The following is a 17,791-nucleotide window of genomic DNA, read 5'->3' as shown; positions in this document are numbered from 1 at the left end:
GGGTCAGGAGGCCCCGATGCCTAGCAGGCCGGCCATCGCCACGTGGAACCGGAACCGCAGTGGCACCGTGCGCCGCGTGAGCTGGTTCGGCGCGTCGGTCACCCAGGCCGACATCCCCCACGCCGGGTGCGTCTGGCTGAACCCGCGCTGGATCGCCAGCCGGTCCACGGCGTCGGTATCGTCCGACGCCCAGGCCTGATCGGTGCGGGCCAGGATGCCGTGGTCTATCCGCCCGCCGCCATCGCTGCACGTCTCGATCCACAGATCCGGATGGGCGGCCCGCAGCCGGTCCAGGACGCGGTACGGGTTCGCCCCATAGGCGGTCCACAGACGGTCGTTTTCGTCGGGGCGGCGGTCGGGCCGGCCTCGCTGAAGGCGCGGTTCATGCCCCACTTGAGGAAGTCGACGCCGTGGTCGTCGACCAGCCGGGTGAGCCAGTCGTACGCCCGGTCCGCGACTCCGTCGCGGGCGAAGTCGAGGACGAGCTGGTGGCGGAGTTCGCTGCGGGTCCGGCCGGGGGTGTGCAGCACCCAGTCGGGACGGGCCCGGTACAGATCGCTGTCCGGGTTGACCATCTCCGGCTCCACCCAGATCCCGAACCGCATGCCGAGCCCGTGCACGGCATCGGAGAGCGGTCCCAGACCCTGGGGGAAGCGGTCCGGCGACGGCCTCCAGTCGGCGAGCCCGGCCCGGTCGCTGTGGCCGGCGCCGAACCACCCGTCGTCCACCACGTACAGCTCCACGCCGAGGGCTGCGGCCCGCTGGACGGGCGTGGACGTCCCGGACCGGATGCCGTCGCGAAATACGGGAGGGGCCCGGCACACGGTGCCAGGCCCCTCCTCCCGCTTGCAGGTACAGGCTGCGCGAGTGAACGCACGCCCCGGTCGGGGGAGGCCGGAGCGTGCGCTCACGCCCGCAGCCTCGTCGCCGAGGCACGGGAGTCCATACGGAAGGGCGAAAGAAGGCCGCGGCCCCGGACGTCAGGTCACCGGCGGGAGCGTGGGGCCGGTGGTGCCGAGCTGCTCAGTGGCGATCACCGGAGGAACCGGCCATGTCACCCCCGCCGGCGGCCAGCTCTGGCCGGTCGCCCTGAGGAACTCCGCCGGCGGCTCGTACAGCGGCGGCTGGGTGCCGTCGGGGATCATGGAGGCCCAGGTGATGCCCTCGGTGCGGTCCTTGAACTCCTGCTTCATGGCGTCGAGCAGCGCGGGCTGCTCGAGCAGGTCGATCGCGCCGGCCGCCAGGTACCGGGCGGCGGACAGCAGCGCCTGGTGGCCGATGTTGGTGGCCGCCGTGGCGGTGACACCCCCAGTTGTGGTTCGGGATGCCGGGCGGATAGGCCGCAGACAGCAGGACCACGGTGGGCGCCTGCCAGCTGATGTCGGCCGTGTCGGTGGCCAGTCCGCCCGTGTAGCCGGCGGCCGGGGGCGTCAGCGGGGTCAGGGCCGTCGGCATGCCCACCTCGGGCTTGCCGAGCGACTTCTGCACGGCCTTCGCCAGCGCGTGGTCCGCCTCGGTGAACCTGGGGGCGCCGATCTGCTGCATGTTGTCGTTGAGCAGCTCCGCGCCGGCCTTGTTGGCGAGCAGGTTCCAGGTGGCCGAGTGGAACTTGTGCACCAGGCGGGTCTGGCTGGCCTGGGCCGCGGCCTTCGCGCACTCGACGATCTTGTCGTACAGCACCCGGGCGCGCGCCGGGCTGCCCTCCCTGACGAAGAACCAGATGGAGCACATGTCGGGAGTCACGTTCGGGGCGCCGCCGCCGTTGATGATGGCGTAGTGGAACCTGCCGGACGGGGCGACGTTCTCCTCCCGCAGGTACTCCGACATCGTCGCCATCAGCAGGGCGCCGTCCAGACCGCTCTTGCTGCCCAGCGGGGTGCCGCCGTGCCCCGAGGCGCCCAGGAAGGTGAAGGTCACCGATATCAGGGCGCTGGTGGTGTTCCAGAACGGCACCGTGATCTTGAACGGGTGCCAGTCGAGGAAGGCGTCCAGGCCGTCGTAGACGCCCTCCTTGACCGCGTACGCCTTGCCGACGAGCTGCTCCTCGCCCGCGCTGCCGAACAGCTTGACGGTGGCCTTGAGCCCGTCGGCGCGGATGGCGTGGGCGATGGCGGCCGCGGTGCCGCCCGCATCGAGGGTGTTGTGGGCGTCACCGTGCCCGGCGCCGTAGGCCGGGCCGTAGGCGTCGTAATGGTGGACCAGCGGATCGTGCGAGGAGACGCCCTTCTTCTGGGAGAGCCCCGGCAGGGCGTCGTACTCGGCGTTGAAGCCGATGACCGGACCCTCGGTTCCGTAGGTGGCCACGAAAGCGGTCGGGAAGCCGGCCGAGCCCCACGTGACGGTGAAGCCGTTCGCCTTGAGCAGCGCGGCGGTGGCGAGGGAGGACTTCCACTCACGCAGGGAGAGTTCCGCGTGTCGCCACACGTCGTCGCTCAGCCGGGTGATCGCGCCCTCGTTCGCGCCGATCCAGCCGAGCGCGGTCTGCTTCGCCGCGGTGCTGCGGGCCAGACCCGTGGGCGGCTTGTAGGTGGCGGGGGAGACGCCGCTCCGCTCGTCGTGCCCGAGGGTCGCCGCGAGCACCGGGTCTGCTTGGAAGACGGCCGCCGTGGTGGCGGTGGCGCTCAGTCCGAACATCTTGAGCAAGCGTCTGCGGCCCATGTCGAGATCGCTCATGCGGGTCTTGTTCCTCGCTGTGTGGGGCTGGTTCGGCTCAGGGTCGGACGAGAAGTGGCCGGGGACGACGGGCCGTCACCGGTGGCGTCCCCTGAATGAGCGGGGGCCGCCTGACAACTCCGACCCTGGACGGCCGAGTTGCCGAGCAACATGTGCCGGGCCGAGTATGACACACACGTGTGTAGATAACTGTAGGTTTCGAGCCACCTCGCCCATGCCCGGAGCCCCGCACGGAGGCTTCGGGCATGAACACCTCAGCGAGTGGCGAGCGCGGGGGTGTGCCGCTTACGGGCACGGTAGGCAGCGGCCTTGATTCGGTTCCCGCACGATTCCATGCCGCACCACTGCCGTCTCGCGCCTCGCGAGCGGTCGACATAGACGCGAGTGCACTCCGGGCTGCCGCACTCCTTCAGCAGGGAGGCCTCGGGTCCACCGAGCAGTTCGATCGCGCTGCGGGCCACGGTGGACAGGGCTTCCTGAGGTGTCGCCGTCGTCCGTCGGCCGGGCGGGGCCAGTTGCGGGGATGCGGAGGGCCTGCGTGCCGCGTCGTTCACGAGGGCGAGGGCGGTCTCGTCGTACGGCCTCCCGTGGCGCCGGTCCGCCACCAGCCGATAGACGGCCTCCCGGACGACCCGTGCCTGTTCGAGGTCGGCCTGCGTGGCGCGGGTCGCCGAGTCCACGAGTCCGGAGGCCAGGTACCAGGAGTCGAGCTGCGCTGGCGTCGTGAGCACTTCGATTCCGGATGAGCGCCGCGCGCGGAGCGTCGCGGCGAAGTCGAGCGCGGGGTCGCCGCACACGAAGACATGTCTGGGCGTCATATAACCAATCTGACAGGTTACTGGTTCCCGGGCAAGCCGCTGTACCGTTGACACCTGCCTCCATGCTCGCCAGTATCGTCACTGCTTTAAGCGGTAACGCAACGAGCATCGGTGTGTGACCAGTCGTCGGTTTCGAAGGAGCAGTGACATGGCAGGTCGGTCGAAACGAAACGCCGAGGGCGCCCCAGCGGGGCGGCGTGCGCTGCTCGGAATGCTGGCCGCGGGCGCGGCGGGACTCGTCGCGGCACCCTCCCTCCAGCGAGGCTGGGAGAACTTCCTCGGCGCAGCCTCCCAGAAGGACCCCACCGGGCTCACCGGCCTGCTGCCCGATCCGGGCGGCTTCCGGTACTACAGCATCGTCGGATCGGTGCCGCGCAAGGACGAGCGCACCTACGCGCTGACGATCGGCGGTCTGGTCGACCGGCCCAGGACCTACACCCTTCCCGAGCTGCGGGCGCTCCCGCAGACGCGGGTCGTCGGCGACGCGGTCTGCACGGACGGATGGCGCGTGAACGACGCCCCCTGGGAGGGGGTGAAGCTGGCGGACCTGCTCGACGCCGCCGGTGTGCGCGCTCAGGGGACGGCGGTCCGTTTCACCTGCTTCGACGGCGCCTACACCGAGAGCCTCACCCTGGAGCAGGCCCGCCGCTCGGACATCCTGGTGGCGCTGAACCTGCAGGACGAACCGATCAGCCACGCGCAGGGCGGCCCGGTCCGGCTGTACGTGGCGCCGATGTACTTCTACAAGTCGGCCAAGTGGCTGTCCGGGATCGAGGTCACCGAGCAGGTGGTCCCCGGGTTCTGGGAGGAGCGCGGCTATCCGGTCGACGGCTGGCTCGACGACGCGGACCGGACCGATGGCGCCGCCTGACCGGGACGGCCGCGTCCGGCGGTTCGGCCCCTCCCAGCGGATGGTCCACCGGGCGACCGGATGGCTCATGCTGCTCTGCCTGGCCACGGCGGCCTGCCTGTACCTGGGCCCGCTCGCCCAACTTGTCGGCCGGCGCCACCTCATGGCCACGGTCCACGAATGGTCAGGCATCCTGCTTCCGACGCCCTTCCTGCTGGGGCTGCTGTCCGCCGAGTTCCGTGCCGACCTGCGCCGCCTCAACCGCTTCGCGCCGTACGACCGGGAATGGCTGCTGGCCGTCCGCAAGCGCCACGCCTGGCCAGGCGCGCGCCCGGCGGGCAAGTTCAACGCGGGGCAGAAGCTCTACGCGGGCTGGATCGCCGGTGCCGTGCTGGTCATGATGTTTACCGGTCTGCTGATGTGGTTCATGGACCTGCTGCCCTTCATCTCCCGCACCAGCGCGATCTTCGTGCACGACATCGTGGCCTGGGCGATCACCGTCGTCCTGGTCGGTCACATGCGCAAGGCGGCCGCGGACCCGGAATCACGCCTGGGCATGCGGACCGGCTACGTCAGCGAGTCCTGGGCCAAGCGGTACCACTCCCGCTGGCTGGACTAGGACGGAAATCCGCGGTCCGTGGGGGACCGTACGCCACCACGCCGTGGCCGAGGGCGTCGCTGACCGTCAACTGACTGATGTGCGAGGTGTGCCGAGGGGCCACGGTGGTCACCTCACACCCCGGCGCATGCGTCACCGCTGCGGGCGAGTCATTCACACTGATTGGAAAACCATGAGACGACGACTTCTGACCGCCGTCGCAGCGGGGGTGCCGCTGGTCGCGGCGGCGTGCCTGCCGACCGCCTGGGCGGGTACCGGGAGCTCCGCCTCCCCTTCCGCCGACTGCTCGACCGTCACGGTCACGGCCCCCGCGGGCACCGAGGTGGAGAACGTCGTGGCGGTCGCCCGTCCGGCCGGGACCGTCGACGTGCCGGAGATCCCGCCCCTCCCCGCCTCGCAGATCACCGACGTGCCGGCGTACTGCGATCTGACGGTCACCCTGACCCACCCGGGCGAGGGCGACCACACACGGGTGAAGGTCTGGCTGCCCCAGGAGAGTTGGAATGGCCGCCTGCAGACGGTCGGCGGCAGCGCCTTCGCCGCCGGTGACTACGGCACCGCCCTCGCGGGCGCCGTCAAGAACGGCTACGCCGCCGCCACCACCGACGCCGGCGTCAAGACCTACCTCGACACCAGCTGGGCCCTGAACACCGAGGGCCGGGTCGACACCACGCTGCTGACGAACTTCGCCTCCCGCTCCGAGCACGAGACGGCCGTCGTCGCCAAGCAGGTCATCGGCGACTACTACGGCAGGCCGGCCTCCTACGCGTACTTCAACGGCTGCTCCACCGGCGGCCGCCAGGGCTACGCGGAAGCCCAGCGCCACCCCGACGACTACGACGGCATCCTCGCCAACGCACCGGCCATCAGCTGGGACGAGTTCGAGGTCGCCACCCTGTGGCCGCAGGTGGTGATGAACAACGAGAAGACCTACCCCAGCGGGTGCGAGCTCGACGCCTTCAACACCGCCGCGATCAAGGCCTGCGACCCCCTCGACGGCGTCGAGGACGGCCTCGTCGAGGACCCTGCCCGCTGCGACTTCGACCCCCGGCGCCTGATCGGCACCAAGGTCGTGTGCGAGGGCGAGAAGCTGACCGTCACCGCCGCCGACGCGGCCGTGGTCCGCAAGATCTGGGACGGTCCGCGCACCACGTCGGGCAAGAAGCTGTGGTCCGGCGTCCCGATCGGCGCCGACCTGAAGTTCCCTTACCTGGCGGGCACCCTGCCGGACGCGAACGGGAACCTCAAGGGCGCTCCGTTCCCCGTCCCGTCCGCCTGGGTCGCGACCTGGCTGAAGAAGCAGCCCTCGTTCGACGTCTCGACGATCACCTACAGCCGGTTCACCGAGCTGTTCCGGCAATCCCAGGCCGAGTACGACGAGGTCATCGGCACCGACGACCCGGACCTGTCCGCCTTCCGCGAGTCCGGCGGCAAGCTCCTGACCTGGCACGGCCGGCAGGACCAGCTCATCCCCACCCAGGGCACGGTGGCCTACCGCCGGCAGGTCGAGCGGAAGACGGGCGGCGCCCAGCGGGTCGACGACTTCTACCGTCTCTTCCTCGCGCCGGGCACGGCCCACTGCGCTCTGACCGGGCAGACCGACGACCTCGGCGCTCTGCGGGCCTGGGTCGAGCAGGGCAAGGCGCCCAGCACCCTGACCGCCACCCTCACGAACTCCGCCGGCGAGCGGGTGACCCGCGACCTGTGCGCCTATCCGAAGGTGTCCCGCTACAAGGGCCACGGAGACCCGGCCGCCGCCGACAGCTTCCGGTGCGTGCCCCCCTCGTCGTACTGACCTTCATATCCCCGCACACCGCGGCCCCGGGCCCGTCCCCCGGTGAATTCCGGGGGCGGGCCGGGGCCATCCGCACACCGCACGCGAGATGGCGAGAACAAGATGAGTACACATGCTTCCCGTTCCTCCAGAACGGAGCTCCGCCCGGAGGACCTGGCGGCCCTGCGAGACGCGGCGACCGGCCCGGTGCTCACACCGGGGGACGAGGGGTACGCGGCCGAGTGCGCCACCTACAACCTGAGCAGCAGCCTTGAACCGGCCGTGGTGGTCGCAGCGGCTCACGAGGCGACGTGCGGGCGGCGGTCCGGTTCGCCAGCAGGCACGGTATGCCGGTCGCGGTAAAGGCCACGGCCCACCAGGTCGTCTCGTCGGCCCGGGGCGGAATCCTGGTCACCACGACGCGGATGCGGGCCGTGACGGTCGACGCACAGCGGCGTGTGGCCCGTGTCGAGGCGGGAGCGCGCTGGCGAGAGGTGCTGCCGCACCTGGCCGAAGCGGGCCTGGCGGCGCTCGCGGGTTCGGCGCCGGACGTCGGGGTGGTCGGCTACACGCTGGGCGGCGGCCAGAGTCCACTGCTGGGCCGGACCCTGGGCTACGCCGCCGACCACGTGCGTCGGCTGACCGTGGTGACCGCCGACGGAGAGGTGCACCGGGTCACCGCGGACGTCGAACCGGACCTGTACTGGGCGCTGCTGGGCGGCAAGGGTAACTTCGGCGTCGTCACGGAGATCGAGTTCGACCTCTTCCCGGTGACGCGCTTCTATGGCGGGGGCGTCTACTTCCCGGGCGAGCGGCTGGCCGAGGTCCTGGAGGCCTGGCGGATCTGGCTGCCGACCGTTGGCGAGGAGACGACCTCGTCGGTCGGGATCCAGCGGCTTCCCGATCTGCCGGTGCTGCCCGAGCCGCTGCGCGGTGCCTTCGTCGTGCACCTGCGGATCGGCTACCTGGGCTCGGCCGAGGACGGGGAGCGACTGATCGCCCCGCTGCGGGCGGCGGCACCCGTGCTCGTCGACCTGGTGGGGGAGAAGCCCTTCGCCTCCATCGGCGAGATCCACCTGGACCCGGTCGACCCCATGCCGTACTACGACCGGAGCGTCTGCCTGGCCGAGTTCACCGAGAAGACAGCGCGGACGCTGGTGGAACTGACCGGCACCGACTCCGGTTCGGTGCTCGCGAACGTGGAGATCCGGGCGCTCGGCGGAGCCTTCGACCGTGAGCCGGCGGCGGGCAACGCCGTCTCCACGCGCGGTGTGCCGTTCGTCGTCTTCGGGTTCGGGGTGGGCGGTCCCGATCAGGCGGAGCTGTTGCGCGGACAGCTGGCCGACGTGGTGGACGGGTTGGCGCCGTGGGCCGCGGAGCGCGGCATGGCGAACTTCCTGTCGCCGGACGAGGCGACCGAGGCCGCGGGCGTACGCGGTGTCTACGGACCGCAGCGATATGCCCGGCTCGCGGAGGTGAAGCGGCGCTACGACCCGGCCAACACGTTCCGCTTCAACCACAACGTCGAGCCCGCCTGACGGGAGGGACGGAAGGGCGCGGCAGTCCTTTCCGCCGGCCGTCCGCAGCAGGGGCCGGAGACTCCCGGCGGCTCAGCCCTTGGAGACCCGCTTGAGCACATCGTGGGCGTGGGCGAGGAAACCGTCGACCGTGTCGGTGTTGTACATCGAATCGATTATGAAGAGCCGGATGCCGGTGCGCTCGTGTACCCGTCGGACGGTGTCCGCGACGAGGGACGTGGCGGTGCCGGCTGGAACTGGGGCAAAGCGAGACCTGTCTTCACGACGCCATCCGAGGCGACGGTGCCGGGTGCTCTATGACGCGTTCGCAGTCTCCACATGTTTCCTGACGATCGATCACCCCATCTCAAAATAACCGATCAGAACAGTGATCAATCTTGCGCTTACGTGCATCACCTGTCAGAGTGGTTATGTGCATCATGGAGGGGTAAACCCGCAGACACCCTCCATGAGCGCCTCAGTCACAACACGGCCGCATCCGGACCGCGGCCGAGGAGGGAACGACAATGCGCAGCAGCAACCCGGTTTTCTCCTGGCGGGGTTTCCGCCGCGACGACGGCTCGGACGCCGTCGATGACGCGGGACAGTAGCGGGATGCCGCCGTCGCGGCCACCGCGAGGCCGGTCTGGAGCTGCTTGAGATCGTATCGGCGGTCCTTGGCTCCGCCCAGCACATACATCAGCAGGCACCTGGCAAACCGGTGACGCGAGTCATCTACTCAAACAAACCTGTCATGCCGCCTGTCACAGGCGACACACATGCGAGTAGGTTGTGCCTTCGGGTGGAGGAGCCGATCGCGCTCGTCACACACCGCCCGTCCTCGGATGTCTGTCGATCGAATCACTGCACGTGAAGGGCAGCGGCCTCTCCTCGCAAGTCGGACGGCAGGGGCCGGAAGAGACACACCAAGGGTTCTCCCCTACTCGACGTGTGCTCCGAGCTGTTCGGAGCCATCAACAGGAGAGTCAGTTGAGACAAGAGTTCCTCCGAAGAAGCTGGCACACAGCCGGCGCCGCACTCGTCGCCGGTTTGACGGGGCTGGTCACGGCGCTGGTCGCCGTGCAGGTCGCCCTGCGCGTCGTGATCGCGCACAGCAGCACCTACCTCGACGTTCTCGTGGCGAAGCACCTCGCCCATGACTTCTCGGGCACCGTGGCCGGACTCGTCGCCGGATCCGGCGTGCCCGTCCGGTGGCGCATGACGCCGCTCTCCGGCCACATCACGGCCCCCTGGGTGATCGAGCACCGCTCCACGCTGCTCCTCGTCGGAATCGGCGCGCTGCTCGGTACCGGCGCGCTCGGATGGTTCGTCGCCGCCACGGCGCGCGCCCTGGCGCTGCCGAAGTGGCCGTTGCTGGCCGCGTCGGCGGGCTCGTACGCCGTCCTCGCCGGTATCGCTCAGGTGGCGACCGGAGCCCCCGGCCCGGGTGCCACGATGGAACTGTCGACGTCGACCGTCTGGGCGGTCGCCGCGACAGCCGGCTGGGCACTAGCAGTCGGTGGTGCCGTCGTGCGCTTCTACCCCGCGACGGGGCGGCGTTCGGCTCGGGACGTGCTGGCCGCGCGCCGGCGGGCCGTGCGGGGGACGGCGGTCACGGCCGTGGTGGCGCTGGTCGCCTCGGCCATATCCGTGAGTACCGCGGGCGCGGCGTCCGGGCCGAAGCCCCTGCCGAAGTGGCGGGCTTCAGGCGTCGGCGACGCGCTGAGCGGGCTTCAGCGGGAGACCGGCCACAAGGTCGACGTGGCCGCGAATCCGCAGACGGGTACTCCTTCGACGCTGGGTGGTCTGCGCAGCCGGCTGACGGGGGGTGACGTTCCGGCGTGGCTCCGCGCGCATGCGAAGGTCTTCGGTGTTGCGGACACCGACGGCATGCTGTCGAAGAGCACCGGCCGAGTCCAGACGCCCGACCCGAAGGGCGCCCACCACGTCTGGTACGACCAGGCGATCGACGGCGTACCGGTGTACAACGCCCGGCTCGGAGTACACCTGGACCGTGACAAGACGACGGTGACCGCCGTCACCAACGGGCTGCGTCCCGATCTGATCCCTCCGGACTCGACGGTCCCGACGGTCAGTCAGAAGGACGCCGTCGCCGTGGCCATCAAGACGATGCGGCAGTCCAGGACAACCGCGCCGCCCTCGCTGGTGGTGTACCCCGGTCCTGCGAAGCAGGGGTTCAAGAGCTCCTCGGCCCTGGCCTGGCAGGTCGATGTGATGGACAAGGGCGGGCTCAGCGAGCGGGTCTTCGTGGATGCCCGGCGCAAGGGAGCCCTCGTCGGTGTCGAATCCCTCACCGAGTCGGCCGTGGCCGCGGTTCCCGATCCGCCGAGGGCTCTGCCCCAGAACGCCACCGCGAACGACATCAAGTGGGCTCCCGCCCTCGACTACGACACCAACGCTTGCTACAACGTCCCGGCGATCGGTCCCGACGGCGCCATAGCCCAGGGTCTCGACCACAACAACACGACGTCCTCGGCCTACTGCCACGACCAGTCCGATCTGGACAACACCAACGCCTACTCCCGGCAACGGTGCAATTCCGGATGGTGCGTCTACCTCTACGACTACTACTTCGAGAAGGACGTAGCGGTCGAGAACGTCGTCGACGCCGGGGGGCACGTCCACGACTGGGAGCACATCGCGGTCTGGGTGAAGGACGACAAGGCCCAGTACGTGGCGGCGTCCGCGCATGGCGGGTACAAGATCCTTCCGGCCGGCGAAGTCCGCTGGGAAGGCACCCATCCCAAGATCGTCTACCACAAGGACAGCGGTTCCACCCACGCTTTCCGCTTCGCCAACGCGGGCGACGAGCCGCCGGAGAACTTCTACCACAACTGGCGGCGTCCGGCGCTCGTCTCCTACAACGGCTTCCCCAACGGTCTGCGGGACAAGCTCTACGGCGCGAACTTCGACCACGCGACGATGGGTACGAAGGACTCGGCATTCGCTGACAATCTCAGCAAGGCGATCCCGACGGTCCCGGGAGAGTGCCACAACGTGCCCGATGGGGCAGGCACCAACTGTGACCCTCCGATCCCGGTCTTCTCCTTCGACTACAACCGCGACGACTCTTCCCCGGGCGATCCGCGGAGCCTGAGTCGCGCGATCTTCGACATGAAGCACCAGACGAACTCCGCCGCGGCCGTGCAGGTGAGATGGGAGGGCGGCTCGCCCACCAACGACGCCGACGCGGACGACGCGTACGACCAGAGCGGCGTGGTCTTCAACTACTTCAAGAACAGGTTCGGGCGCAACAGCCTGGACGGCAACGGCATGGGTCTGCACTCGTACGTGCACTACGACTCGAACTACAAGAACGCGTTCTGGAACGGCACGTTCATGACGTACGGCGACGGCATGCTGTCGCAGGACGTGTCCGGTCACGAGATGACGCACGGAATCACCGACCACACCGCGGACCTCCGGTACTCGTTCCAGTCCGGGGCACTCAACGAGAGCATCTCCGACTTCTTCGGGGAAATGACCGAGCGAGCGGCCAAAGGACAGAACGACTGGCTGGTGGGCTCCGACATGGCCGCCATGGGACCCATTCGCTCCATGGCCGACCCCACCGCCTACGGTCAACCGCGCCACATGAGCGCGTACGTCCAGACCTGTTTCGACCACGGCGGCGTCCACACCAACAGCGGAATTCCGAACTACGCGTTCTACCGCATGTCCGTCCTCATGGGCCCCGACACCACCAGCAATATCGTGTGGCGGGCGCTGACGCAGTACCTCGCCCCGACGTCGACGTTCGCCGACGCCAGGACGGCCATGCTGACCGCTGCCTCCGACCTCTACGGCCAGGCGTCCCTCCAGTCTTCCATCACCGAAACCGTCTGGACGAATGAGGTCGGGATCGAGTCGAGCACCGCGGACCCGCGGCCCGAAGGCTGCGCCGGCCCTACCTTCTCGTGCTCGACGCTGGAGCAGGTCTACGGCAACTCCGGGGCCCTGACGGCCGACGGTGCCTCGCTCGAGGAGGTGGCCGGCTCGCTGATCCACATGTACGAGACCGGCGCGATCTCCCAGTCGCCCGCTGTCGTCTACTACGAGAAGCTCTTCCTCGACAACAGGGAGGACGTCGACGCCACGCTGAACCTCAGCGGCCCGCTGCTGGATCAGTTCGTGCAGACGGTCCAGGACTGGACGCCCGTGTTCAACGCCGTGGGCACGGAGCAGGCCGACGCGGTCACCATGACCCAGGACCAGGTCGACTCGGCCAATGCCCTCATGAACGCGATGGTCACCGCCGCCAACGGGGAAGGAAAGACGCAACTGGCCCAGATGATCTCCAAGGAGTGGGCCAGGATGGACGCCCAGCGTCTGGTGGGTCTCAGCGTCACCGCGGGCATCCACTATCTCGACGGCATTGCCTCGCAGGTTCCCCGTCCCGCCCCTGCGCCGGCTGCGCCGTCGCTGGCCGCCACCTTCAACAACGTGTCGGTCACGCAGGACACCGCCACCGACGCCGGTGACATCGACGGCGGCGGGGCCTCCTTCTCCGCTCAGGCACTGGCCTCGTCCGGGGTGACACCGGGTTCCACGATTGCGCACGACGGCGTCGCGCTGACCTGGCCCGCCACGGCCGGCACCGGCCAGCCGGACAACACGGTCGCCTCCGGTCAGACCATCGCGGTCAGCGGCACGGGTGACACGCTCGGCTTCCTGGTCTCTGCCAGCTACGGCCCCGCGGGTGGCACCGGCACCGTGTACTACGAGGACGGGTCGAGCAAGGAGTTCGACATGAGCAGCCCCGACTGGTTCAGTGACGGCGGTGAGGTCGCTGCCGGCTCCGCCTATCAGAACCGTCAGGGCAACCAGAAGTACGACGCTCCCGGTTACGTCCACTACGTCGGCGTGCCACTTCAGTCCGGCAAGACACCGGTCAGCGTCCGCCTGCCCGATGTCAGTGCCGCCGCCACCGAGGGGACACCGTCGCTGCACGTCTACGCCATGGGGCTCGGCAACTCCGTGGACGACCTCGCGTCCGCCTTCAACAGTGTGGCCGTCACCCAGGACACCGCGACCAGCGTGGGTGATCTCGACGGCTGGGGCAGCAGCCTGTCCGCACAGGCGCTCAGCGCGGCCGGAGTGACCGCGGGCTCGACCGTCTCCCACAACGGGCTCGACTTCGTCTGGCCCGCCGGCGCGGGCGGCAACGAGACCACGGGCGCGGTCACCACCGGCAGCCTGGACAACGTCGTCTCCTCCGGCCAGACCGTGGCGATCAACGGCACCCGTGGGAACACGCTCGGCTTCCTCGTCGATTCGAGCTACGGCCCCGCCGGGGGCACCGCGACCATCCACTACTCGGACGGCACCAGCCAGCCGTTCACCCTGAGCGGCCAGGACTGGTTCGGCGGCCCCGGTGACGTCGCCATCAGCACGCCGTACCAGAACCGCCGGGGCAACCAGCGGTACGACCACGCCGGCTACGTCTATTACGTGGGTGTGGCGCTGCAGTCCGGCAAGACACCGGTCAGCGTCCAGCTGCCCGACGTCGGCGCCGCGGCCGCTCCCGACCGGCCCACGCTGCACGTCTACGCGATGACGCGCGGCTGACGGCCGGCCAGGAAGACCGTTTCCCGTGTCGGGGGCGACCGAGGTGTGATCCTCAGTCGCCCCCGGCACGTATCGAGGTGGTCGAGCTCCCGGACGGCACCCCCGTCCGGGAGCCACTGGCCGCATCCCCCGTGCGTACGAAGCGCATCCACCAGCCGTCGCGTGTCCTCGGTCTGGCGCCCCCCGACTCCGGTTCGGCAAGATTCCGGGCATGCGGATACGTCGCGCGCTCCAACGCCGCCTGCTGTGGTCGGGGGGCAGGCACGGTCTCGGTGTGGCTTCTGGCGTTAGGGATCTCGGGCGGCTGGGACGTCGCGGATCCCGTCGCCAGCGTCGTAGGAGCACTGGCAGGCGTAGCGGGCCTGGCCTACGCCCTGGTTGCTCTGCTGGACGCGGAGCAATCGGCCGACCGGCTGGCGGGCGAAGTCGTGCGCCGGGAGCAGACCGAGTACGTGCGGTGGCTCGACGGGAGTACGGGCGGCCGCATCGACCTCGCCTACACCGCGCTGGTCCACGGCCAGATCGAAGGAGCGCCGGCCGAGGGCCGGCTGAGCGGCCTGACCGCACTGCACCAGCGCCTCTCACCGCCGCGCATGGTCATCACCGGTGCCGAGGGCACGAACGATGCAGGGATCGGAAAGTCCCTGGCCGCCCTGTCGATCGTGTTGGACCTCGCACGGGACAGGGAGCCCGGACAGCCCGTCCCCCTCCGCATGGCAGCCGCATCGTGGACCAGCCAGGATCTGGAGGACTGCCTCGTCCAGCACCTGGTGACAGCCTTCGGCGTCGGCAGCGGGCCGGCACGACGGTTGGTGGAGGCACGCCTCGTGCTGCCCGTCGTCGACGGCCTCGACGAACTGGACCCGCCGGGCACCGCCGCGTACCACAGCCGGGCCGCCGGCCTGGTGCGCCTGCTCAACGCCTGGCAGCACGGCACGCAACCGGCTGCCGCTGTCGTCACCTGTCGGCGCGGTGTCTACGACGGCCTCCTCGGTGCGGAGGCACATCTGCGAGACACGGCCGTGGTGCGGCTCGCACCGGTGGAAGCGGAGCAGAGCGTCGCCTTCCTCCGGAGAAGCGTGGCCGACACCGAGGCGGGACTGAGCCGCTGGCAACCCGTGCTCGACGCCCTGGCCTCCGCTCCGCGGGCAGGCCACGTTCCGGACTCACCGGCCGCCGCCCGGCTGCGTCAGGTACTGACGACCCCTTGGCGCCTGTCGCTCGTCGTGGCGGTCTACCAGGAGCGGACCGCCGATGGCCGTTATCGGCGCGATCCCGCGGACCTTCTGGCTCTGGCCGAGTCCGGGACCCTTCACCAGCACCTGCTCGGCCTCTACGTCCCGACGGTGCTGGCGGCGCGGGGGGACGGGACCGTGGACCCCGACGGTCCGGCCAGACGCTGGCTGACCGTATTGGCCTCCTATCTCGACGACAACCGCAACGGCCGGCAGGCGGAGGGGCGCACGCTCTCGGCCACGGACCTCGTGCTGCCCGATCTGTGGCCGATGGTCGGGGCGCGGCGCACCAAGCGCGCGATCCGATGGGCCTGCCTCTGCTGGGCCGTGATGCTGGAACTCATGGTGGTGGTCCGGGCGGCCCTGACCTCCTGGGAGCAACTCGGTTTCTCCTTCATGCCGCTGCTCTCCCTCCTGCTCGTCTTCCGGCCGGACCTGTGGGAGGGCGACGACCGCATGGTTCTGCGACCACGCCGCTTCGCGCTGGGATGCGCCCTGGGCTCCGTCCCTCTCGTGCTCCTCGGGCTCTTCGACACCTCGTCGGACTCGACAGCCGAGTGGGCGATGGCTGCGGCGGCCTTCGGGTTGATGGCCGGTGGCGCCATGGGCGTCGCGGTCGCACCAGACGAACGACAAGACGGGCCGCGCGCCCTGGTGCGCAGCGATGCGGTCTCCTGGGCCCTGCTCCTGGGCGACCTCGTGGCGATCTTCGCCCTGCTGGGCTACGGGATGGCCGGTTGGCGTGGTCTCGCCCTGGTGCTTCTGCCCCTCGCGCTCGTCGGCGCGCTCGTCTCCAACTCTCTGTCGCTCCGCTACGTGGTCTTCCTGGTGCTGGCCCGCAGGATCCTGCCGTGGCGGCTCGGCCGCTTCCTGCACGCATGTCACCAGGCCGGGATACTGCGCACTGCCGGAGCCGCCTACCAGTTCCGGCGCCGCGAGCTCCAGGACTACCTGGCCAGGCGGTGAGACCGCGTGAACGACGGCCGCTGCCGTCGTCACCGCACGGTGGATCGCCCCGCTCCGGGAAGCGTGGGGGTGCGTTGCCGTTTAGAGGAACGAACGATCCAGAACTGGTAGGTTTCAGAACAGTTCTGAGGAGTGGCGGCGGGAGCGACGGCCGGGCGGGGCCCGGCCGGGGGGAAGATGAGCGAGACGGAATTCGGCGAGCTCCTGCGCGCGGTACGGCTGCGCTCATTGCTCACGCTGGAGGGCCTGGCGGAGGTCTCGGGTGTGAGCGTCCGGGCCATCAGTGACATGGAACGGGGCAAGAGCCTGCCGCGGCAGGGGACCCTGGCCGAACTCATGGCTGCTCTGGGGCTGGACGAAAGCGAACGGGCGGACCTCCTGAGGGCGTCGATGCGGAGGGACACCGGGGTACCCCGGCAGTTGCCGCCCGATCCGGCCGTGTTCGGGGCCCGCGAAGCGGAGATGAAGGCCGCTCTCGCACTCACCGACGACGCGTCCGCGGGGGGCCGTCATGCCGTCGTCGCCGCGATCAGCGGGATGGCGGGGGCCGGCAAGACGGCTCTCGCCGTGCACTGGGCGCACCGGGTCGCGGACCGGTTTCCCGACGGACAGTTGTACGTGAACCTGCGCGGCTTCGAAAAGTCCGGTCGGCCGGTCGACGCCGGGGCGGCGCTGGGGGGATTCCTCAGGGCTCTCGGGGCGCGGGCGAAGCAGATTCCGCGCGGCACGGAGGAACGCGCCGCGCTGTTCCGGGAGCAGGTGGTCGATCGTCGCCTGCTCGTGGTCCTGGACAACGCCCTGGACTACGAGCACGCGAGACCGCTGCTGCCCGCCTCCGCCGGATGTCTGACCATCGTCACGTCGCGCAGTCGCCTGTCCGCTCTGTCCGCCACCGACGGCGCCGCCCTGATCGGTCTCGACGTCTGGTCCCGGGAGGAAGCGCTGGCCGCGCTGGCCGCACGCATCGGCGCCGACCGGTGCCGGGCCGAAGCGGTGGCCGCCGCCGAGATCGTCGACCTGTGCGGCTGTCTGCCCCTGGCGATCGCCGTGGTCGGCGCCCGATTGGCAGCCGAACCGCAAGCGTCGTTGCGGCGAGCTGTCCGGGAATGGGAGGAGGTCCGGCCGCGGCTGGACGTCTTCGTGTCCGACGCGCACCCCGGTGACGTCCGTGCCGTCCTCTGCGGGTCGTACCGGACACTGCCCGACGCGACCGCGCGGTTCTTCCGCGCCCTGGCGCTCCACCCCGCCCCGACCATGTCCGCGGAGGCGGCGGCGTCCCTGGCAGGGGTCGGGATGCCGCAAGCCCTGCGGCACCTGCGGGAGCTGACCTCGGGGAGCCTGCTCTCACGTGACGGTGAGGGCCTGTACGTGCTGCACGATCTCGTGCGCGCGTATGCCGCCGAACGGGCCGAGAGCGAGGGTGACGACCTCCTCTGTGCCGAGATCCGCTTGCTGGACTACCTCTGTCACAACGCCCGGAGCGCCAACCGATACGTGTCGTGGCCACCCTCCTCCGCGGCCGGCACTCCTGCTCCTGCTCCTGGTGTCGTGCGGCTGGAGTTCGGCGACCGCGAGGAGGCGCTCAACTGGTTCCGCCGGGAGGAGGCGACCGAGCGAGCCGTCCTGCGCCGCACGGCTGATCGACGACTGAGCGGTCACCTTGTCGCTCTCACTCGGGAATGGGCGAGTTACCACTCCTTGGCACGGCCCTGAGCCGAGGGAGCTGTCTCTGGCGCACCCTGCCGACGAG

General features: G+C 70.0%; 12 protein-coding genes. 7 read left to right on the top strand and 5 right to left on the bottom strand.

Annotated elements, in window-relative coordinates; all coding sequences use genetic code 11:
• Window positions 1–3 precede the first annotated feature (3 nt).
• The 4 genes from BLW86_RS44215 to BLW86_RS39555 form a co-directional block, all read right to left on the bottom strand.
• Window positions 4–264 (bottom strand): alpha-galactosidase, encoded by a 261-nt coding sequence (locus tag BLW86_RS44215; protein ID WP_371129702.1) that lies wholly within the window; start codon window positions 262–264, stop codon window positions 4–6.
• Entirely contained in the window at window positions 225–824 is a 600-nt protein-coding gene (locus BLW86_RS44210) for an alpha-galactosidase (protein ID WP_371129691.1), read from the bottom strand. Before BLW86_RS44210 ends, BLW86_RS44215 begins: the two co-directional genes overlap by 40 nt.
• 199 nt (window positions 825–1,023) lie before the next feature.
• Window positions 1,024–2,673, bottom strand: coding sequence for a peptidase dimerization domain-containing protein (locus BLW86_RS39560; protein ID WP_256341769.1), 1,650 nt, complete (start codon window positions 2,671–2,673; stop codon window positions 1,024–1,026).
• Between the two features lie 254 nt (window positions 2,674–2,927).
• On the bottom strand, window positions 2,928–3,491 hold the full coding sequence (locus BLW86_RS39555) for a CGNR zinc finger domain-containing protein (RefSeq protein ID WP_093879157.1): 564 nt from the start codon (window positions 3,489–3,491) through the stop codon (window positions 2,928–2,930).
• A gap of 148 nt (window positions 3,492–3,639) precedes the next feature.
• Between BLW86_RS39555 and BLW86_RS39550 the strand changes: the two genes are divergently transcribed.
• The 4 genes from BLW86_RS39550 (at window position 3,640) to BLW86_RS39535 (ending at window position 8,272) form a co-directional block, all read left to right on the top strand.
• Complete coding sequence (locus tag BLW86_RS39550) at window positions 3,640–4,362, top strand: molybdopterin-dependent oxidoreductase (RefSeq protein WP_177181986.1); 723 nt, start codon at window positions 3,640–3,642, stop codon at window positions 4,360–4,362.
• Complete coding sequence (locus BLW86_RS39545) at window positions 4,349–4,960, top strand: cytochrome b/b6 domain-containing protein (protein ID WP_093879156.1); 612 nt, start codon at window positions 4,349–4,351, stop codon at window positions 4,958–4,960. Before BLW86_RS39550 ends, BLW86_RS39545 begins: the two co-directional genes overlap by 14 nt.
• Window positions 4,961–5,132: 172 nt before the next feature.
• The gene (locus tag BLW86_RS39540) at window positions 5,133–6,755 is read left to right on the top strand and encodes a DUF6351 family protein (RefSeq protein ID WP_093879155.1); all 1,623 of its coding nucleotides are present in this window, start codon (window positions 5,133–5,135) and stop codon (window positions 6,753–6,755) included.
• A 326-nt stretch (window positions 6,756–7,081) separates the two neighbouring features.
• Entirely contained in the window at window positions 7,082–8,272 is a 1,191-nt protein-coding gene (locus tag BLW86_RS39535) for an FAD-binding protein (RefSeq protein ID WP_256341768.1), read from the top strand.
• Between the two features lie 457 nt (window positions 8,273–8,729).
• Here the strand turns inward: BLW86_RS39535 and BLW86_RS41690 are convergent, their stop codons facing one another.
• Window positions 8,730–8,951: a hypothetical protein gene (locus BLW86_RS41690; RefSeq protein WP_143060353.1), complete on the bottom strand. Its 222-nt coding sequence runs from the start codon at window positions 8,949–8,951 to the stop codon at window positions 8,730–8,732.
• Between the two features lie 290 nt (window positions 8,952–9,241).
• On the opposite strand from BLW86_RS41690, the gene BLW86_RS39530 reads away from it, so the two are divergent.
• The 3 genes from BLW86_RS39530 (at window position 9,242) to BLW86_RS39520 (ending at window position 17,754) form a co-directional block, all read left to right on the top strand.
• The gene (locus BLW86_RS39530; RefSeq protein ID WP_143060352.1) at window positions 9,242–13,840 is read left to right on the top strand and encodes an NPP1 family protein; all 4,599 of its coding nucleotides are present in this window, start codon (window positions 9,242–9,244) and stop codon (window positions 13,838–13,840) included.
• Between the two features lie 272 nt (window positions 13,841–14,112).
• On the top strand, window positions 14,113–16,041 hold the full coding sequence (locus BLW86_RS39525; protein WP_143060351.1) for an NACHT domain-containing protein: 1,929 nt from the start codon (window positions 14,113–14,115) through the stop codon (window positions 16,039–16,041).
• A 177-nt stretch (window positions 16,042–16,218) separates the two neighbouring features.
• Window positions 16,219–17,754, top strand: coding sequence for a helix-turn-helix domain-containing protein (locus BLW86_RS39520; RefSeq protein WP_256341767.1), 1,536 nt, complete (start codon window positions 16,219–16,221; stop codon window positions 17,752–17,754).
• Window positions 17,755–17,791 lie beyond the last annotated feature (37 nt).

It is taken from the genome of Streptomyces sp. TLI_105, assembly GCF_900105415.1.
GTDB lineage: Bacteria > Actinomycetota > Actinomycetes > Streptomycetales > Streptomycetaceae > Streptomyces.
Note: the sequence above shows the minus strand (reverse complement) of the source record. Positions and strands in the feature narration are given on the sequence as shown.

Excerpts from the sequence above, each read along its gene's own strand:
- BLW86_RS39560 (WP_256341769.1), bottom strand. The coding sequence starts at position 2,673 with ATGAGCGATCTCGACATGGGCCGCAGACGCTTGCTCAAGATGTTCGGA.
- BLW86_RS39555 (WP_093879157.1), bottom strand. The coding sequence starts at position 3,491 with ATGACGCCCAGACATGTCTTCGTGTGCGGCGACCCCGCGCTCGACTTC.
- BLW86_RS39550 (WP_177181986.1), top strand. The coding sequence starts at position 3,640 with ATGGCAGGTCGGTCGAAACGAAACGCCGAGGGCGCCCCAGCGGGGCGG.
- BLW86_RS39545 (WP_093879156.1), top strand. The coding sequence starts at position 4,349 with ATGGCGCCGCCTGACCGGGACGGCCGCGTCCGGCGGTTCGGCCCCTCC.
- BLW86_RS39540 (WP_093879155.1), top strand. The coding sequence starts at position 5,133 with ATGAGACGACGACTTCTGACCGCCGTCGCAGCGGGGGTGCCGCTGGTC.
- BLW86_RS39535 (WP_256341768.1), top strand. The coding sequence starts at position 7,082 with ATGCCGGTCGCGGTAAAGGCCACGGCCCACCAGGTCGTCTCGTCGGCC.
- BLW86_RS41690 (WP_143060353.1), bottom strand. The coding sequence starts at position 8,951 with ATGTATGTGCTGGGCGGAGCCAAGGACCGCCGATACGATCTCAAGCAG.
- BLW86_RS39520 (WP_256341767.1), top strand. The coding sequence starts at position 16,219 with ATGAGCGAGACGGAATTCGGCGAGCTCCTGCGCGCGGTACGGCTGCGC.